Here is a 17,231-nt window from a genome sequence, read left to right as displayed (position 1 = left end):
CGCTGGAGTGGAACGGTGCGGTGCTTTGCGTTGCGCCGCAAATACGGCGCCGCGATCAAACGGCCTCCTCGGGCGATCTCGTGGTTGAGCTGCGCAGATGGCTCCGCAGCAGCAGCACGAGTGGGACGATCAGGGCGGCGGTCGCAGCTGAGGCCAGCACACCGATCGTCCGACTGCTGTGATCGGCAATGGTGCCGTAGAGGATCGGTGCGAGACCTCCGGCGCCGATGACGCTGGTGTAGAAGACCGCGAATGCCCGCCCAGTATCGCCATCGGAAAGCTCCGGCACGGAACCATAGAGCACTGAAGAGGTGCCATTCAGCACGATGCCGAGCAGTGGCAGCAGGATGAGCGTTGACGTCAGTGGCGTGAACAGCGTCGCCAAAATCAGCAAGGCCGTTGCGGCCTCGGTCACGATGACGCACTCGACAACGCCCAGTCGCTGCCCGAGCCAGGCACAGGTCGCCTTGCCGAACGCGCCGCCCATGAACAGTAGGGCGAGTGCGGTTCCAACAGCGGGCAGGCCCCCACCCTGTCCATGGATGAGGAAGGGAAGAAAGAGCAAATAGCCCATGCGGGTCGATGTATCGAGCGCGCCAATGGTCGTGAGGATACCGAAACCGCCGCGGCCACCGCTGGGAGTCACTTCTTTCGCGGCACTCCTAGTGTTTGACGCGGTCGGTGCTAGTGACGCCAGCGCGATCACCAGGATGATTCCCAATGCGGCCATCAAGCCCAGCACCCACTCCCAGGCGACGATCGGCAGCAGCACTGCGATGAGGGCCGGCAACACGGCTTTTCCGAGATCGCCGGAAAAGTTGTAGATGCCAAGTGGGCCTCGCGACTCCGGGCCATAGCTGTCGGTGACAAGCATCGAGCCGCGGGGGTGCTGGATACTCGATCCAATTCCAGCGACGACGAGCCCGACGCATAGACCGGTAAAACCGAACGGCAGCGCCATGATCAGCAGGCCCGCCGCCGCAGCGATAGTGGACAGGATCAGCGCTGCGCGCGCCGAAAAGCCGCGAAGAACGCGATCGGCTGGAATCTGCATACCTCCCATCGTCCCAAAATACAGCGCGCGCACGACAGCAAGGGCCGCATAGGACAGGCCGAACTGCGCCTGCCAGACCGGCAGGAAGGCATAGAGACCGTCGGTATAGCCGTCATGAACCGCGTGGGTGAGGCAGGCGGCCAGCAGGCCGCGGGATTTCGATCGCGCCGACAAGCATGATGCAGGTTCGCGCGGACGGCTCCCCGCCGGAACGGCTGCGTCATTCATGTCGACTCCTCCGGGGGGACGAGAGCTCCTCAAGTGATAGAAATTCTATGCATTGGTCCTGCGTCACATCGATCGATGTGCTGAACTTCACGATCAATGCATCATGGCCAATTGAGGTTGCCTGCACAAATCAGTAATAATCGACCAGCGAGTTAGGATTTCTATCATATGAGCATTTCCGTGCAACGCAGGCTCTTGCCACCTCTCAACGCCGTCCGCGCTTTTGAAGCGGCAGCCCGCCTCGGCAGTTTCAAGGAGGCGGCCAGCGAATTGGGCGTGACGCATGGCGCGATCAGTCAGCAAGTGCGCCTGCTTGAGGACTGGTTGGGGGCGCCGGCGCTGTTCTGGCGATCAACGCGGCGGATCACGCTCACACCGGCCGGCACGGCGCTATTCGAAGAGATCAGCCCGGCGCTCGACCGCATTTCGTTCGCCGTGAAGCAGCATCGCGCGACCCACGGCGAAGTGCCGGCAGCCGTGCTGCGCGTCAATGCGCTCGCGACGTTTAGCATGCGCTGGCTGCTTCCACGGCTGAGCCGTTTCCGTAACGAGCGACCGGATATCGAAGTCCGCCTCACGACGTCGAACGACCCGATCGACGCGCTTGCCGACGCCTTCGACGTGGTCATCCGCGGCGGTCCGGATTCTTTTCATGGCTTCAGGTCGCGGCTGTTTCTTTCGGAGCGCCGCCTCCCGGTCTGCAGCCCGGCAGTGGTCGCGAAGCTTCCTCTGGGGGACATTTCCGACCTCGCGCAGCACACATTGCTGAACGTCACGTCGATGCCGCGGCTTTGGCAAGATTGGTTGGTGAAAGCCGGGCATTCCCGCCTTATCCCGACGGCGACGCTAACATTCGATCACTTCTTCCTGACGATTCAGGCGGCGATCGATGGCTTGGGCGTAGCAATGGGACCGACCGCTCTGATCGGCGATGATGTCGCCGCGGGCCGCCTAATCACTCCGTTTCCAGACGTCAGCCTTCCAGCGAGGAGCTACTTCGCGTACCTGCCCGCAGGGAGCGAGAGCGATTCACAGACAGCAGTGTTTTGCGATTGGCTGGAAGAAGAGGGACGGCAATCGGCTGGCGACCCAACGGCCACATGACAGGGGCGAATAGGGTGGAGAGCCGGCTGGCACCTCTGCCTATTCGTAGACAACTGATCCGCGGTGTCGTCTCGTTCATGAACTTATCGCATCGAGCTCCTGCGATTCGCGCGCGGCGTTTTGATATTGCGGGGACCATACGTCGAGCCGCTCATTCAAGAGCCGAGACGACGATCACGCCACCTGCGCTCGTCTCGCCTCCGCTATCCCGGCCAGCTCAGACGAGACGAGCGCTACCAGCAAAGCTCGCCGCGCAAAGGGGCGCATTGCCTCACCCAGAATGTTACCGGAGAACTGACCGTCAGGATTGGGACGACGATACCGAATCGGATCGGTGTCGCCGATGGCAGGACGGATCAGCATGGGTGCGCGGCGCGAACTCACGGCGGCGGTGGTCGAGCGCTATTGATCAGCAGGGCGCGCAGATAAGGGGTGCATTCTCGACGAGCTTTGCGCGGTGACCGGCTGGCATCGCAAGCACGTGGTTCGGGCGCTTGCCAGCCTTGTCGCAATTTCGCCGGAGGCCCGGCGGCATCGAAGGCCGACCTATGACGCCACGATCAGGGATGCGCTGGTGGCTGTGGGGGCCTCGGATCGAATCTGCGGCAAACGGTTAGAGATAATGATTCCGACGTTGCTGCCATCGTTGGAGCGGCATGGCCGGCTCAAGCTCGACCAGGCCGATCGCGCGCTGGTGCTCGGCGTCAGCGCAGCCACGATTGATCGCCTGCTGGTCGAGACCAAAATCGCCGCGGCCGGTGGTAAGCGCCGGCGGAGGCGGTATGCCGCGATCCCTCGTTGATTCCGGGCGCGGTTGCGGAGGCGATGCGATTCGAGCCGAGCGTGGCATCGTTCATCAGGGTGACGGCTGAAGACATCGAGGTTGGCGGCGCTGCGCTCCCTGCCCGGCAACTCGTCATCTTGTCGACCATGTCCGCCGCGCGTGACGAAGAGGCCTATGAACGGCCCGACGTATTCGACATCCGTCGAACCGATCAACCACGGTTGCTGCCCGCCTTCGGGGCTGGTGCCCATCGCTGCATCGGTGAGGCGCTGGCGCGTATCGAACTTGAGGAGAGCCTGGCGGCGCTCGCGGCCCGCATACCTCAACTCCGACTGGATGAAGCGCCAGCGATCAAGGGGCACAGCGGCATCCGCCGCGTTGAAACCATGCGAATATCCTGGCAGCCGTGACATCCGGACGAGGGCGCTGCACGGGCAAGACGCGCGCTTGCTCCGATGCTGCTCCAGCAGCGGCAGCAGGATCAGGGCGCGCGTCGTGACTGATGTGAAGGCGGAGGATCCGCAGGAGCGCTTCTGACGCCGGAGTAGGCCGTCTGCCTGTTGGAGTAGCCGAGGGCGGCGCCGATGGTTCGCGCTGCCTCCATCACGTGAACCGAATATTCCCTGATCTGCTTGCGCTTGACGCGAGTGTCGGGGCCGGACATGCCGATCGCCCCAACGAGTTCGCCCGAGCGGCCGAGGATCGCACAAGCGCAGGCCGCGATGCCCTCGCGCCACTCGCCGTGCAGCACGGCGGAGTAACCTTGCGCGCGTGCCAGTTCGATGTCTTCGCGCAGTTCCTTGATCGTCGTTCGCGTGGTCTCGGTATAGCGCCTGAGATGCGGCCTGAATCGCTCCAGGTAGTCATCAGGCATATGTGCGAGCATCGCTTTCCCCGTCGCCATGGTGAAAGCGGGTGCACGCATTCCCACGCTCGTATGGGCGCGGATATGGTGGGCGCTTTCGATTTTGTCGACGTAGACGACGTCGGTATCTTCGAGCACGGACAGGTGAATGGTTTCGCCGGTGATCTCGGCAAGCTTCGTCATTGCCGGTCGCGCGACGTTGATGAGATCCATCCGGTGGATGACATGGCTGCCGAGCGCCCAGATCTTGGTCGTGAGCTCGTAGGTGCTGTGCGGAGGGATCTGGCGCACATAGCCTTGGGACTGCAAGGTCATCAGCAGCCGATGCACGTTGCTCTTGGTGAGCTTCAGCTCACCCGCGAGGTCTGTGACCCCACGGGGTTGCTCGCTCAGAGCAAGTGCCTCCAGGAGACGCAGTCCCTTGGTAAAAGCCTTATCCATCCACCGGCCAAAATAGAATGATCTTTCACTCGATCTAGCATGGTCGCGCGATCGGCAATAGCCCGTGTGTGGATCGGCCCCGATCCCTTCTGGATCGGGGCCGATCAGGCTGCCTACTGGGCCAGCAAGGCGTTGAGCTTCTCCTGACCGTACTCCTCGTTGGTCGAGTTTCCGGCCGGCGAGGCTGCGCCCCAATAATCCGGGCTCCATTCGATCGCCTTCGACACGTTGTCCGGGTTGTTGGCCCAGTACCGGGCGAGCTTCTTGTCGGTCGCAGCCTCGAACACGACCTGGGAGGGGAGGGCGACCGGGAAAGTCGAGGTGAGCTGCGCCGCGCGCTTGGGCTCGAGCCGCCAGGACAGCAGCTTCAGCGCGTTATCGTAGTTCGGCGCTCCCTTGGGGATCGAGAAGAAGTCGTAGTAGACGAAGCCCTGATTGAAGGTCAGCTCGATCGGGGCGCCCTCCAGGGCCAGCTTGCTCATCGAGCCGGTGTAGGCCATGCACATGTCGGCCTCACCGTCGAGCAGAAGCTGCGGCGGCTGTGCGGACGTCGTCCACCATTTGGCGATGTGCGGCTTGATCTCCTTGACCTTCTTCAGCGCCCGCTCCATGTCGATCGGGTAGAGCTTGCTCTTTTCCACGCCGTCGGCCATCAGCGCCGCCTCGAAGACGAAACGCGGCCAGGCGGGCATGCAGCGCCGGCCGGGGAATTTCTTCACGTCCCAGAAGTCGGCCCAGCTGGTCGGCACGTTCTCGCCCTTGTACTTGTCCTTGTTGTAGACGAGGCCGACGCCGATGACCTGGAGCGCCACGCCCTTCTTGCGCTTCAGATTGTCCGGCATGGCCGCCAGCGTCTGCTTGGCCGCGTCGGACAGCTTGGAATAGTCGATGTCGGCGAGACAACAGTCGCCGAGCAGCTTGGTCTCCTGATCGAAGATGAACGTCAGGTCCCATTGCGCCTTGCCGGCCTCGGCCTGAGCCTTGATGCGTGGGCCGCTACGCGCCTCCTGGACGGTGACCACCTTGATGCCGGTCGCCTTCTCGAACGGATCGTACATGACCTTGCGCAATGCATCGCCATATCCTCCGCCCGGATCCTGCATGATCACGACGTTGCTCTGAGGCTGAGCCAGGCCCGTCCCCATTGCGATGCACAGGGCCGAGGCCAATACGGAAACCGATCGTCGCCAGCGTTTCATTCCCAGCATTTTCTCTTTCCTCCAGTTGAAATCGATCTGCGTCACGTCGCCTTGCGCGACGTCGCGAGAACGGGTCGTGCAAGGACGAGCCCTGCGACCACCAGCAGCACCTCCAGCGTCGAGACCACGGCCAGCACCGGATTGAGCCGATAGTTGATGTCGCCCCACAACATCAGCGGGAGTGTCTTCAGCTCGGCGCTCGACAGGAACAGCGTCAGCACCAGCTCGTCGAACGAGTGCAGGAAGGCGAAGAATGTCGCGGCGGCGAGGCCCGGCATGATGGCCGGCAGCGTCACCAGGCGGAACACCGTCGGGAACGATGCGCCATGGACGGCGGCGGCCTGTTCGAGCCTGGTATCGACGCCTTGAAGCGAGGCGGACAGGATCACCACGACGAGCGGAAGGCCGCCGATCGCATGCGCCGCGGCGAGGCCGAAGACCGAGCCGACCATATCGAAACGCAGGAACAGGCTGTAGAGCGACAGGCCGAGCACGACCGGAGGGACGATGATCGGACTTACGAGCAGCAGCATGATGGTGGATTTGCCGCGAATGCTGCTCCTGACGATGCCGAGGGCGGCCGACGCGCCCAGCACGATCGCGATTCCGGCCGACATCGCCGCGACGACCAGGGACGTCCAGAACGCCCGCATCCAGTTCGAATCGGAAAAGAACTGCTCATACCAGCGAAATGAGAAGCCCGGCGGCGGGAAGGTCAGATAGCTTGCGCTACTGAAGGAAATGATCATCACCACGATGATCGGCAGGATGAGAATGGTAATGACCAGTCCGCCCATGAGGCGAACCGTCCAGGTCCCGAAGCTCGCCGGCAGCCGTCCGAACAGTCTCAGAAGCGGCCAGCCGATCAGGTCGGCAGCTGAGGCGCCGAAACTGCGGCGCCCGGCATCGGCGGCGTGGCGATCAGTCGTCGTCGGTGCGGCCTCGGTCAGCTTGCGGCCGCCCCAGATGAACTCAAAGCCGAGGAAGCGTCCGGCCACCGCGACCACAGCCAACGTGATCGTCAGCAGCACCACGCCCAAGGCCTGCAGGAATCCTTCCGACGTGACCGAGTCCGCCTGCTGGGTGATATGCATGGCAAACATCTGGTCGCTGGGCCCCCCGAGCAGGGTCGGCGTAATGAAGAAGCCGATGGCAGCGACGAAGACCAGCAGGAAGCCGGCGCCCATCCCGGGCAGGGTCAGCGGCAGCAACACGCGCCAGAAAGCCGCAATGGGCCCGGCGCCGCTGGCCAGCGCTGCGCGGGTCAGGCTTTGATCGAGGCGCGCCACGCTGGAATAGATCGTCAGCACCATCAGCGGCAGAAGCACCGCGGTCATGCCGAGAAGCACCGTGCCGCGGTTGAAGAGAAGCTGCACCGGCTCGCTCAATATGCCGACCGAAACCAGCAGCTTGTTGACGGGCCCGTTGCGGCCGAGCAGGACCATCCACGCGTAAGTCCGGATCAGGATGGCGATGAAATAGGGCAACACGATCGCGGTCGCGATCAGGACCTGGGCAATGCCGCGACTGCGGTGAATCAGCAGCGCGGTCGGATATCCGAACAGCAGGCACAGACCCGCGACGGTCACCGAGATCTGCATCGTGCGGACCAGCGAATCCCAATAGAGCGGGATCGCGAACACCCGAGCGAAATACGACGACCACGATGGTCCGCTGACACTGATGCGAATGAGATCGATCAGCGGGAGGAGATAGATGAAGGCCAGGAAGGCAAGCGCCGGCAGGAGCAGCAGCGCCGGATCTTTCAACCTCCTGACGAGATCAAGCTCCGCAGGACGGTCCGCCTGGACGCCGATCGATGCCGAGGTCATGCAAGCACCCAGCAGTCCGCGGCGCCCCAACTCACGTGCAGGCGATCCCCGACGGAGGGCAGGGGCCGAACGGCCATGTCGGTACACCTGATCAGGAGCGGCTCTCCGCCCTCCATGTTCGCCTCGATCCGCAGGATCTCGCCGAGGAAGATCGCAGACGTGACGCTGACGCGCGTGGAGTTTGCGGTTGGCTCGTTCGACACGGCGATGCGTTCCGGGCGCACCAGCACGGTTGCGCGCCCGACGTCGATCGTGTCCCGGCTTTCGGCGTTGAACACGTATCCCGCGCGGTTCTTCATCGTCAGCGTCGATCCGCGCTTCTGCAGAATCTCCGCCTCGATCAGATTGCTCTCGCCGACGAACGAGGCGACGAAGCGATCGGTCGGATGTCGATAGATGTCCAGCGGACGGCCGATCTGGACGATCTTGCCGGCGTTGAGCACCGCAATGCGGTCGCTCATGGTCAGGGCTTCGCCCTGGTCATGGGTGACGAACAGGATCGTGCTGCCGATGGTCCGGTGCAGGTCGCGAATCTCGATCTGGATCGACTCGCGCAGCCGCCTGTCGAGGGCGCTGAGCGGTTCGTCCATCAGCACGACCCTCGGCCTCCTGACGATGGCGCGCGCGATTGCGACGCGCTGTTGCTGTCCGCCCGACATCTGCGAGGGGGACTTCGTCGCGTGCTCCGTCAGGCGCATGATTTCCAGCGTCTCGGCGACGCGTCGATCCGTGGTTGCCCGATCGACGCCCGCCATGCGGAGCGGAAACGCGACATTCTGGCTCACCGTCATGTTCGGAAACAGCGCGTAACTCTGGAAGACCATGCCGAAGCCGCGCTTGTGCGTGGGCACATTGTGGACCGGCTTTCCGTCAACGAGAATTTCGCCGCTGTCGAGGCTCTGGAATCCGGCCACGAGGTTGAGCAGCGTCGTCTTGCCGCTGCCGGAAGGGCCGAGAAGCGTGATGAATTCGCCCGGTTCGATGTCGATGCTGATCCGGTCGACCGCATGAAAGCTGCCGTATCGCTTCACCGCGTCGCGGACTGCGATGCTCGATCCGATGGTGCCGCGCTCCAGGGGGCGGCCGCTCGGCGCCGTCCGAGCGCCTACTTCGCCGGAGCGCGTCGTGCGCAGAGCCGCGGGCTCACCCATTTTCTCCTCCCCGTCTGTTCTATATTGTAGAACGATATTCCAATTATTGTTGGCGCGCCGCGCGCGCTTGTCAAGTCGCGCCGTTCAGTCGCGGCGCAGAGGCGCGCCGCCGCGATCGTCTGTGCAGGCGAGATGCCCTGCAAACAAAGGCCTCCCCGGTAAACCCAGATTGACAGTCGCGTTCAGATCCGTCTAACATTTATTTGGAATACTGTTCTACAATATAGAACAATGTTGGGGAGGATGATGGTGTTGAGCGAGCCTCGCGCAATGGCGAAGCATATCGAGCCGGGCATGCGCGTGGCGCTGCCGGTCGATTACGCCGGCGTCTCCATGGCCATGACGCGGCCGATCATCGAGCATGGCGCGGGCGATCTCGACCTCGTCTGCGTGCCGACCGGCGGATTGCAGGTCGACCAGCTTGTCGGAGCAGGTCTGGTCCGGACGGTGGAGACCAGCGCCGTCTCGCTCGGCGAAGCGGGTGGAGCGCCCCGGTTCAATGCGGCCGTCAAGGATGGCGCGGTTCGACTGAAGGACGCGACGTGCCCCGCCATCCATGCGGGCCTGATGGCGGCGCAGAAGGGCAGTCCTTTCATGCCGCTCCGGGGGCTGATCGGAACGGATCTGCTCCGCCATCGCGACGATTGGCGCGTGATTGACAATCCGCTGGCTGACGGGGGCGATCCGATCGTCCTGATCCCAGCCATCAAGCCCGACGTCACGATCTTCCACGTGCCCATAGCTGATCGCTTCGGCAATGTCTGGATCGGACGGCGCCGCGAGCTTGCCGCCATGGCCTACGCTTCGCGCACCGTTCTGGTCACGGTGGAGCGCATCGTCGAGGAAAGTCTGCTCGCCGACGAGATGAGCGCTGCCGGCGTGCTGCCGGCACTCTACGTCACGGCAGTCGCGCGCGCACCGAAGGGCGCATGGCCCTACGGTCTGTGGGGCGAGTATCCGGCCGACAGCGCGGAGATCGCACGCTATGCGAAGGCGGCGCGAACGACCGACGGCTTCTCTGCCTATATGGCGCAGGCGCAGATGGAGCCCGCGTGATGGCCGAAGTTCTCCCTCGCGAAGTGCTGATCTGCACGATCGCGCGGCTGCTCGACGGTGTCAGGCATGTCGCGGTCGGAGCGTCATCTCCCATTCCTGCGGCCGGCGCGATGCTGCTGCGTGCAATGAAGGAAGCGGGCGGCGCCGTCGGTCCTCGCATCTCCATTCTCGGCTCTGTCGAGCATAATTTCTTCACCAACGGTTCGGCCGAGCTGTTCGATTGCGCGGGTCAGGGCCGAATCGATGCGTTCTTCCTCGGCGGCGGCCAGATCGACGGCTTCGGCAACGTGAACCTCGTCGGCGCCGGCGACTATCCGCGTTCGAGTGTGCGCTGGCCCGGCTCGTTCGGGTCGGCCTATCTCTACTTTGTCGTGCCGCGGGTCATCCTCTTCCGCGAAGAGCATACGCCGCGCGTCTTCGTCGAGAAGGTGGACTTCATCAGTGCCCCGGGCGTCAGTCCTGAGGGAGTCTTCCGGAGCGGCGGCCCCGTTGCTCTCTTGACCGGCAAGGGACTCTTTCGATTCGACAAGACGCGGCCGGGGTTCGAGCTGGAAAGTGTTCACCCAGGGCACGATCTTGCGGAGATCAAGCAAGCGACCGGCTTTCGGTTCGAGCATGACGCCGCGCCGCAGCAGACCGCGCTGCCGGATCGAGCGACGCTCGACCTGCTCCGCGGTCGCGTGTTCGACGAGCTCGCCGAGACCTATCCCGAATTCGCCGCGCAAATGCGGCGCGATCTTGGGACGGTCGACGCATGAGCAGGATCAAGCGGGTCCCGCATTGCAGCCATTGGGGTGCCTACACCATCCTCGTCGAGGACGATCGCATCGTCGGCGTCGAGCCGTTCGAGCACGATCCGGCGCCTTCCCCGATCATCCATTCCATTGCCGAATGGGCCAATCCCGAGCGGCGCGTGCTGCGGCCGATGGTTCGCTCGGGCTGGCTCGACAAGCGCGAGAGGAGCGATCGCCGCGGACGTGGCCGCGAGAAATTCGTGCCGGTCAGCTGGGACGAGGCGACGACGCTGGTTGCGGACGAAGTGCGCCGTGTGGCGGGCACGTTCGGCAACGCGTCGATCTTCGCGGGCTCCTATGGCTGGACCAACTCGGGCCGCCTGCACCATGCCTCATCGCTTCTGAAGCGCATGCTCAACCTGGTTGGCGGCTTCACCAGGCACGTCGACACCTATTCCATCGCGGCAGGTCCCGTGATCTTGCGGCACACGCTCGGCAACGACGATGCATGCGGTGGCCGCGCCAATACGCTCGACACCATCGCGCAGCACACCGAGACGCTGGTGGTGTTCGGCGCTCTGTCGCCGCGAACCGCGCAAAACGAGGCCGGAGGCATCGGCAGCCATCGGCTCGAGACCTATCTCAAGCAGATCGTCGAACGCAGCGTCAAGATCATCCACGTCTCGCCGCTGAAGGACGATTTGCCCGACTGGGTCAACGCCGAATGGTGGCCGATCCGGCCGAACACAGACACGGCACTGATGCTCGGCCTTGCCGGCGAGATCGTGAAGGCGGGCCGGCACGATACGGATTTCCTCGCGCGCTGTACCAGCGGCGCGGATCGCTTGCTTGGCTATCTGGAAGGCAAAACGGACGGCGTGCGCAAGGACGCTGTGTGGGCCGCGAACATCTGCGGCCTCGATGCGGACAAGATCGTGGCGCTTGCAAGCCGACTGGTCGACACGCGCAGCATGCTGACTGTGAGCTGGAGCCTGCAGCGTGCCCATCATGGCGAACAGCCGTTCTGGGCGGCGCTCGGACTTGCATCGGTGGTCGGCCAGATCGGATTGCCGGGCGGCGGCGTCGGCTACGGCTACGCGTCCCTTGGCGGCGTCGGGGCTCCGATCAACCTCGGCAAGTCTCCTGCCATTTCACAGCTGACGAGGCCCATCGACAGCTTCATTCCGGTGGCGCGGATCAGCGACATGCTGCTCAATCCCGGCAGGCCGTTCAGTTACGAAGGCGAGATCCGCACCTATCCGGATACGAGGCTGGTGTATTGGGCGGGCGGCAATCCCTACCACCATCATCAGGACCTCAATCGCCTGTCGGAAGCCTGGACGAGGCCCGAGACGATCATCGTGCAGGATCCGATGTTCACCGCGACGGCCCAGCGCGCCGACATCGTGTTGCCGGCCACCACGTCGATCGAGCGCAACGATCTCGCCGGCAACAGGCGCTCCGACTTCATCCTGGCGATGAAGAAGGCCATCGAGCCGCTGGGCGAATCCCGCTCCGACTTCGCCATTTTCGACGCGATCGCACGCAAGCTCGGGGTGGCCGATCGGTTCAACGAGGGCCGGGACGAAATGGGCTGGGTCAGGCATCTCTACGAAGCCTGCCGCAGCGACGCCTCGCAGCGCTTCGGCTTCGCGATGCCGGATTTCGATGCGTTCTGGGAAGCCGGCTATGCCCGCTGCCCGGTCAAGGCAGAGCATACCTTCCTGGCCGACTTCCGCAACGAGCCGGAGGCGCATGCGCTCAGGACCGAAAGCGGAAAGATCGTGCTTGGCAGCGAGACTCTGGCCAGGCTGGACTATGCCGACTGCCGACCGCATCCCGCGTGGATCGAGCCGGCCGAATGGCTCGGCAACGCCGCCGACGCCGGCCAGATGCACCTCATCTCGCACCAGCCGGCCGGCCGTCTTCACAGTCAGCTCGAAACCGGCGCATCGAGCCGGGCGATGAAGCGCAATGGCCGCGAACAGGCTCGCCTTCATCCTGACGACGCGGCGGCTCTCGGCATCGCTGACGGCCGAACGATCCGCATCTGGAACGGTCGCGGGGAGTGCCTTGCGACGGCAGAGATCACCGAGAGGGTCCGTCAGGGCGTACTGGTGCTTCCGACTGGTGCCTGGTTCACGCCGACAGGTAATAGCGGCCTGGAAATCGCCGGCAATCCGAACGTGCTCACGCTCGATATCGGCACGTCCCAATTCGGCCAGGGCTGTTCGGCCCATACCAGCCTCGTGCGAGTCGAGCCGTACGCCGCCGATCGGCGCGATGCGTTCGAGGCCTATCAGGAAACGCTCGTCGCGCTCGCGGCAGTCTAACAGGAGCTTGGAACATGTCTGCGCCCGCCATCAGCCGCTTTCCCGTCCCCGACATCGCAACGCTCCCTACGGATATCCGCTCGCGGATCGAGGCGGTTCAGGAGAAGTCCGGCTTCGTCCCCAACGTCTTCCTGACACTCGCGCATCGTCCTGACGAGTTCCGGGCGTTCTTCGCCTATCACGACGCTCTGATGGACAAGCCCGGACCGATCACCAAGGCCGAGCGCGAGATGATCGTTGTCGCGACCAGCAGCGCCAATCAATGCCAGTATTGCGTCGTCGCACACGGCGCCATCCTGCGCGTGCGCGCGAAGAATCCGCTGATCGCAGACCAGATCGCCGTCAACTACCGTAAGGCCGATATCACGGCACGGCAGAGGGCGATGCTTGATTTCGCGATGAAGGTCTCGGCGCGCGCCTATGAGGTGGACGACTCCGACATCGTCGATCTCAAGGGACACGGATTCACCGAGGAGGACGTCTGGGACATTGCCGCCATCGCTGCATTCTTCGGCATGTCGAACCGCCTCGCCAACGTCACCAGCATGCGTCCGAACGACGAGTTCTTCGCGATTGGACGCTGAGCGCCGCGGACGAGAACTGCAATGGTATCTCTGGTCATCGACAGACGCTTCCGGGGCCCGCCCAACTCCGGCAACGGAGGCTACGTTTGCGGATGTCTCGCAAGGCACATCGTCGGCGACGCCGAAGTGACGTTGCGCGCCCCGCCGCCACTGGAGCAGCCGCTCGACGTGCTGACGAAGGCCGACGGCGGGATTGACTTGCTCGAAAACGGCGGGCTGCTCGCGACGGCGCGTGCAGCAGGCATTGATGTGTCGGGCATTCCCCGGGTGAGCTATGCGGCGGCCGAAGAGGCAGTCGGCAGAACACCCTACGACGAGCAGACACACAACCTTCCGGGATGCTTCGTCTGCGGCCCCGCACGTGGCCATGGCGACGGTCTCCGGATCTTTGCAGGTCCGCTGCAGGCGGGGGCAGTCCCGGGCAAGCCCGTCGTGTTCGCGGCTTCCTGGGTACCTCATGGCAGCCTGTCCGGTGAGGATGGCTATGTCGCGCCGGAATTCGTCTGGGCCGCTCTCGATTGCCCGACCGGCTATTGCAGCGTGGGCGCCCGTCACCTCGGATTGAACGGTGACGAGACGGCCCTGCTCGGACGCATGGCCGCTCGGATCGATCGCCGGCCGCGTCCCGGAGATCGATGCGTGGTGGTGGCGTGGCCGACCGGGCGGGAAGGCCGCAAGCTCTTTGCCGAAAGCGCCTTGCTCGATGCGGAGCGGGAGGTGCTGGCGACCGCGCGAGCCACGTGGCTGTTGGTCGACCGCCAGGTCCAGCTCGGAGCAAGTGCATGAACGCGAATCGGAAACAGGGCATGAGCGACTGCGATACGGAGCTCGAACTTCGTCAAGCCATTATCGATGCGTGTCGCGAGATGGCGGCGCAGGGCATCAACCAGGGAACGTCCGGAAACATCAGCGTTCGAACCGACGACGGCATCCTGCTGACGCCGTCCGGACTTCCTTACGACCGCATGAAGCCCGAAGACATCGTGGCCATGAAATGGGACGGCTCTTGGACCGCATCGGCCGGCAACGTTCCCTCGACCGAATGGCGCTTTCACCTCGACATCCTGAGATCGAAGCAGGAGGTTGGCGCCGTCGTTCACGCTCATCCGATCTTCTGCACGATCATCGCGATCATGAATCGCTCGATCCCCGCGATTCACTACATGATCGCCGCTGCCGGCGGCAACGACATTCCTTGCGCGCCCTATGCGCAATACGGCACGGCGGAGCTGTCGCAGGCGGCCCTGAACGCGCTTCGCTATCGCCGTGCCTGCCTGCTCGCACATCACGGGCTGATCGCCGTCGGTCCCAATTTGCGCAAGGCCATGTGGCTCGCGGTGGAGGTCGAGGTGCTCGCCAAGCAGTATCACGGCTGTCTTCAGCTTGGTTCTCCTCCGCTGCTGCCGGACGAGGAAATCGACAGCATTTTGAAGCGATGGGGGCAGTACGGCTTGCGTGATCGCGAGGGCGCATCCAAGGCTCCCGCGCAGTCCGGCTAGATCAGATCAAATCCAAAAATCTCTGCGAGAAATTCATGGCTTACTCTCACGACGTCAGCGTTTGCGGCACCTACATTCTGGACATTCTGGGCGTCCCGGTGACCGAGATTCCGCCCGGTGGCGGCCGCCTGCTGATCGAGGAAATTCGGCTCGCGGTCGCCGGCACCGCCGGCGGCACGGTTGTGCCCTGCGCGCGTCTCGGTCTGAAAGCGCTCGCGGTTGGCGCCGTCGGCTCCGACGAGAAGGCGGACTGGATGCTGAACGCGCTGGAGCGCGAGGGCATCGACACCTCGCTCATGGAGCGGATGGCCGACAGTCCGACGTCTGCAACCATTCTGCCTATCCGGCCCGACGGCTCACGTCCGGTCATGCATGCAAGAGGCGCCTCGGCCCGCTGGCGCATCTCGCCCGAGGTGCAGAAGGCGGCTTGCCGGAGCAAGGTCCTGCATCTCGGGGGAGTCGGCTCCCTGCTGGCGATGGATGGCGCGCCTTCCGTCGCGCTGCTGCGAGACGCGAAGGCGGCCGGATGCACGACGACGCTCGATCTGATCCAGGCCCGGAGTGAAACGCTGACGCTGGTCGAGCCGCTAATGCCCTATGTCGACTTCTTCATGCCGAGCATCGACGAGACCAATGCGATGGTCGGGACCGCCGATCCCGCCGCATGCGCGCGGTTCTTCATCGAGAAGGGCGCGGGAGCCTGCGCTATCTCCATGGGCGCCGACGGCTCGTTCGTGATGACGCGCGACGGACGCCAGTTCACCGTGCCGGCCTTCGAGGTCGCGGTTCGCGATACCTCGGGATGCGGCGATTCCTACACCGGCGGCTTCATCGCGGGTCTCGTCCGCGACTGGGATCTGCTCGACTGCGCCAAGCTTGCGACAGCGACGTCCGCGATCGTCGCGACGGGCCTGGGTTCAGGCGCCAATCTCGTATCGTTCGAGGACACCGTGAATGCCATGAACACCCTCCCGGTCCGCAAGCCTGCTCGCGCCTAATCTCTTCACTCCAGTGAAAACCATTCATCCGAACAACAGGGGAGAACGCAACATGGCCCGACATGCGATCGTAACGGGAGCGAGCCGCGGAATTGGCCGCGCGATAGCCATTGGCCTCGCCAAGCGCGGCTACGATCTCGCGCTGACCGACATCGCTGCCCAGGAGAAGGTTCTCCTTGAGACCGTCGCCGAGGTCAGGGAGCTGGGCGGCCGCTGCATCCCGGTGCTGGGCGATGTCAGCGACATCGGCGACTGCAGGCGGGCCGTGGCCGGAGCGGTGAGTGGCCTTGGGCATATCGATGTTCTCGTCAACAACGCAGGGATACTGAGGTTGGCGACGATCGACGAGCTGACGCCCGACACGTGGGATCAGACCTTCGCCGTCAACACGCGCGGTGTCTTCCAGATGACCCAGGCCGTGGTGGCGCATATGAAGGAACGCAAGTACGGGCGGATCGTCAACATCGCTTCGCTCGCCGCCCGAACGGGCGGTCCGGGGCAGTCCCACTATGCTGCATCGAAATCGGCCGTGGTCGGCTTCACGCGCGTCTCGTCCATGGAGTTCGGAGGTTACGGCATCACCGTCAATGCCGTGTGTCCAGGCATCATCGTGACCGAGATGGGGATGAACAATCTCCGCGATCCCGAACGAGTTGCCTATTTCGAGAAGGTCACGGACCTTCACCGGCTCGGGCAACCGGACGACGTCGTCGGTCCTGTGGCGTTCTTCGCATCGGACGATTCCGCGTTCGTAACGGGGCAGGCCCTCAATGTAGACGGCGGCATATTCTACAGTTAGAGCGTAGCCTACCTGACTCAATCGTTTGGGATTCCCAAATCAGCGGTTTAATGATTCAAACTGTCTGCCGGGGACTGGGAGGCCGGCGGGCATGGCGAAACCGTTGTCGATGGATCTTCGTGAACGCGTTCTCGGCTGTATTGAAGGGGGCGTTTCAGGCCGGCAGGCTGCCGAGCGATTTGGCGTCAGTCCGGCGAGCGTAAGCCGCTGGCGAACGCGTGAGCGCAAGCAAGGCGATGCCCTGCCGAGGGCTCAAGGGGGCGATCGCAAGTCTCACCGCATTGATGCCCATCAGGCGACGATCATGGCTCTGCTGGAGGCTTCACCCGATATCACCATCGAGGAATTGCGGCATAGCTTGAGCAAACAAGGCCTATCCTTCGGCTATGGCACGATCCGCCGCTTCTTCGCGCGTCACAAGATCACGCGCAAAAAAAGACTGCCCATGCCGCAGAGCAGGACCGTCCGGATGTCTTGAAGGGGCGCGAGGCTTGGCGCGAGCGTCAGGACAAGCTCGACCGGGATCGCCTCGTCTTCATTGACGAGACCTGGGCATCGACCAACATGGCG

General features: G+C 63.8%; 16 protein-coding genes and 1 pseudogene. 12 read left to right on the top strand and 5 right to left on the bottom strand.

From position 1 onward, the window contains the following. Positions 1-55: 55 nt before the first annotated feature. Positions 56-1,282: an MFS transporter gene (locus EHH60_RS12835; protein ID WP_124159840.1), complete on the bottom strand. Its 1,227-nt coding sequence runs from the start codon at positions 1,280-1,282 to the stop codon at positions 56-58. A gap of 168 nt (positions 1,283-1,450) precedes the next feature. On the opposite strand from EHH60_RS12835, the gene EHH60_RS12830 reads away from it, so the two are divergent. From EHH60_RS12830 to EHH60_RS12820, 3 genes are all read left to right on the top strand, one after another. After that, on the top strand, positions 1,451-2,386 hold the full coding sequence (locus tag EHH60_RS12830; RefSeq protein WP_199751432.1) for a LysR substrate-binding domain-containing protein: 936 nt from the start codon (positions 1,451-1,453) through the stop codon (positions 2,384-2,386). A gap of 457 nt (positions 2,387-2,843) precedes the next feature. After that, positions 2,844-3,188, top strand: coding sequence for a hypothetical protein (locus tag EHH60_RS12825; protein WP_124159839.1), 345 nt, complete (start codon positions 2,844-2,846; stop codon positions 3,186-3,188). Then, complete coding sequence (locus EHH60_RS12820; RefSeq protein ID WP_283811830.1) at positions 3,185-3,580, top strand: cytochrome P450; 396 nt, start codon at positions 3,185-3,187, stop codon at positions 3,578-3,580. Before EHH60_RS12825 ends, EHH60_RS12820 begins: the two co-directional genes overlap by 4 nt. Positions 3,581-3,651: 71 nt before the next feature. On the opposite strand, the gene EHH60_RS12815 is transcribed toward EHH60_RS12820, so the two are convergent. The 4 genes from EHH60_RS12815 to EHH60_RS12800 all read right to left on the bottom strand — a co-directional run bounded on the left by EHH60_RS12815 (position 3,652) and on the right by EHH60_RS12800 (position 8,658). Further along, positions 3,652-4,476 (bottom strand): IclR family transcriptional regulator, encoded by an 825-nt coding sequence (locus EHH60_RS12815; RefSeq protein ID WP_124159838.1) that lies wholly within the window; start codon positions 4,474-4,476, stop codon positions 3,652-3,654. 113 nt (positions 4,477-4,589) lie between these two features. After that, positions 4,590-5,684: an extracellular solute-binding protein gene (locus EHH60_RS12810; RefSeq protein ID WP_124159837.1), complete on the bottom strand. Its 1,095-nt coding sequence runs from the start codon at positions 5,682-5,684 to the stop codon at positions 4,590-4,592. 32 nt (positions 5,685-5,716) lie between these two features. After that, positions 5,717-7,507 carry an ABC transporter permease subunit gene (locus EHH60_RS12805; RefSeq protein ID WP_124159836.1) on the bottom strand — a complete coding sequence of 597 codons (1,791 nt, stop codon included), beginning with the start codon at positions 7,505-7,507 and terminating at the stop codon, positions 5,717-5,719. Then, positions 7,504-8,658 carry an ABC transporter ATP-binding protein gene (locus EHH60_RS12800; protein WP_124159835.1) on the bottom strand — a complete coding sequence of 385 codons (1,155 nt, stop codon included), beginning with the start codon at positions 8,656-8,658 and terminating at the stop codon, positions 7,504-7,506. Before EHH60_RS12800 ends, EHH60_RS12805 begins: the two co-directional genes overlap by 4 nt. A gap of 246 nt (positions 8,659-8,904) precedes the next feature. Between EHH60_RS12800 and EHH60_RS12795 the strand changes: the two genes are divergently transcribed. From EHH60_RS12795 to EHH60_RS12755, 9 genes and pseudogenes are all read left to right on the top strand, one after another. Continuing rightward, positions 8,905-9,714 carry a CoA transferase subunit A gene (locus tag EHH60_RS12795; RefSeq protein WP_199751460.1) on the top strand — a complete coding sequence of 270 codons (810 nt, stop codon included), beginning with the start codon at positions 8,905-8,907 and terminating at the stop codon, positions 9,712-9,714. Continuing rightward, a complete protein-coding gene (locus tag EHH60_RS12790) occupies positions 9,714-10,472 on the top strand; it encodes a CoA transferase (RefSeq protein WP_124159833.1) in 759 nt (252 codons plus the stop codon). The genes EHH60_RS12795 and EHH60_RS12790 overlap by 1 nt, the downstream gene beginning before the upstream one ends. Further along, entirely contained in the window at positions 10,469-12,781 is a 2,313-nt protein-coding gene (locus EHH60_RS12785; RefSeq protein ID WP_124159832.1) for a molybdopterin-dependent oxidoreductase, read from the top strand. The genes EHH60_RS12790 and EHH60_RS12785 overlap by 4 nt, the downstream gene beginning before the upstream one ends. 14 nt (positions 12,782-12,795) lie before the next feature. Further along, complete coding sequence (locus EHH60_RS12780; protein ID WP_124159831.1) at positions 12,796-13,365, top strand: peroxidase-related enzyme; 570 nt, start codon at positions 12,796-12,798, stop codon at positions 13,363-13,365. Between the two features lie 126 nt (positions 13,366-13,491). Further along, the gene (locus EHH60_RS12775; RefSeq protein ID WP_349629066.1) at positions 13,492-14,151 is read left to right on the top strand and encodes a hypothetical protein; all 660 of its coding nucleotides are present in this window, start codon (positions 13,492-13,494) and stop codon (positions 14,149-14,151) included. Between the two features lie 20 nt (positions 14,152-14,171). After that, positions 14,172-14,864 carry an L-fuculose-phosphate aldolase gene (locus EHH60_RS12770; protein ID WP_124159829.1) on the top strand — a complete coding sequence of 231 codons (693 nt, stop codon included), beginning with the start codon at positions 14,172-14,174 and terminating at the stop codon, positions 14,862-14,864. Between the two features lie 35 nt (positions 14,865-14,899). Then, entirely contained in the window at positions 14,900-15,862 is a 963-nt protein-coding gene (locus EHH60_RS12765) for a carbohydrate kinase family protein (RefSeq protein WP_124159828.1), read from the top strand. A 52-nt stretch (positions 15,863-15,914) separates the two neighbouring features. Beyond that, positions 15,915-16,661 carry an SDR family NAD(P)-dependent oxidoreductase gene (locus EHH60_RS12760; protein ID WP_124159827.1) on the top strand — a complete coding sequence of 249 codons (747 nt, stop codon included), beginning with the start codon at positions 15,915-15,917 and terminating at the stop codon, positions 16,659-16,661. A 91-nt stretch (positions 16,662-16,752) separates the two neighbouring features. Then, a pseudogene (locus EHH60_RS12755) lies at positions 16,753-17,231 on the top strand (helix-turn-helix domain-containing protein); the annotation flags it as partial.

Origin of the sequence: Bradyrhizobium sp. RP6, assembly GCF_003837805.1 — a bacterium.
Classification (GTDB): Bacteria; Pseudomonadota; Alphaproteobacteria; order Rhizobiales; family Xanthobacteraceae; genus Bradyrhizobium.
The sequence above is the reverse complement of the archived record's forward strand: the minus strand, read 5'-3'. Positions and strand labels throughout refer to the sequence as shown.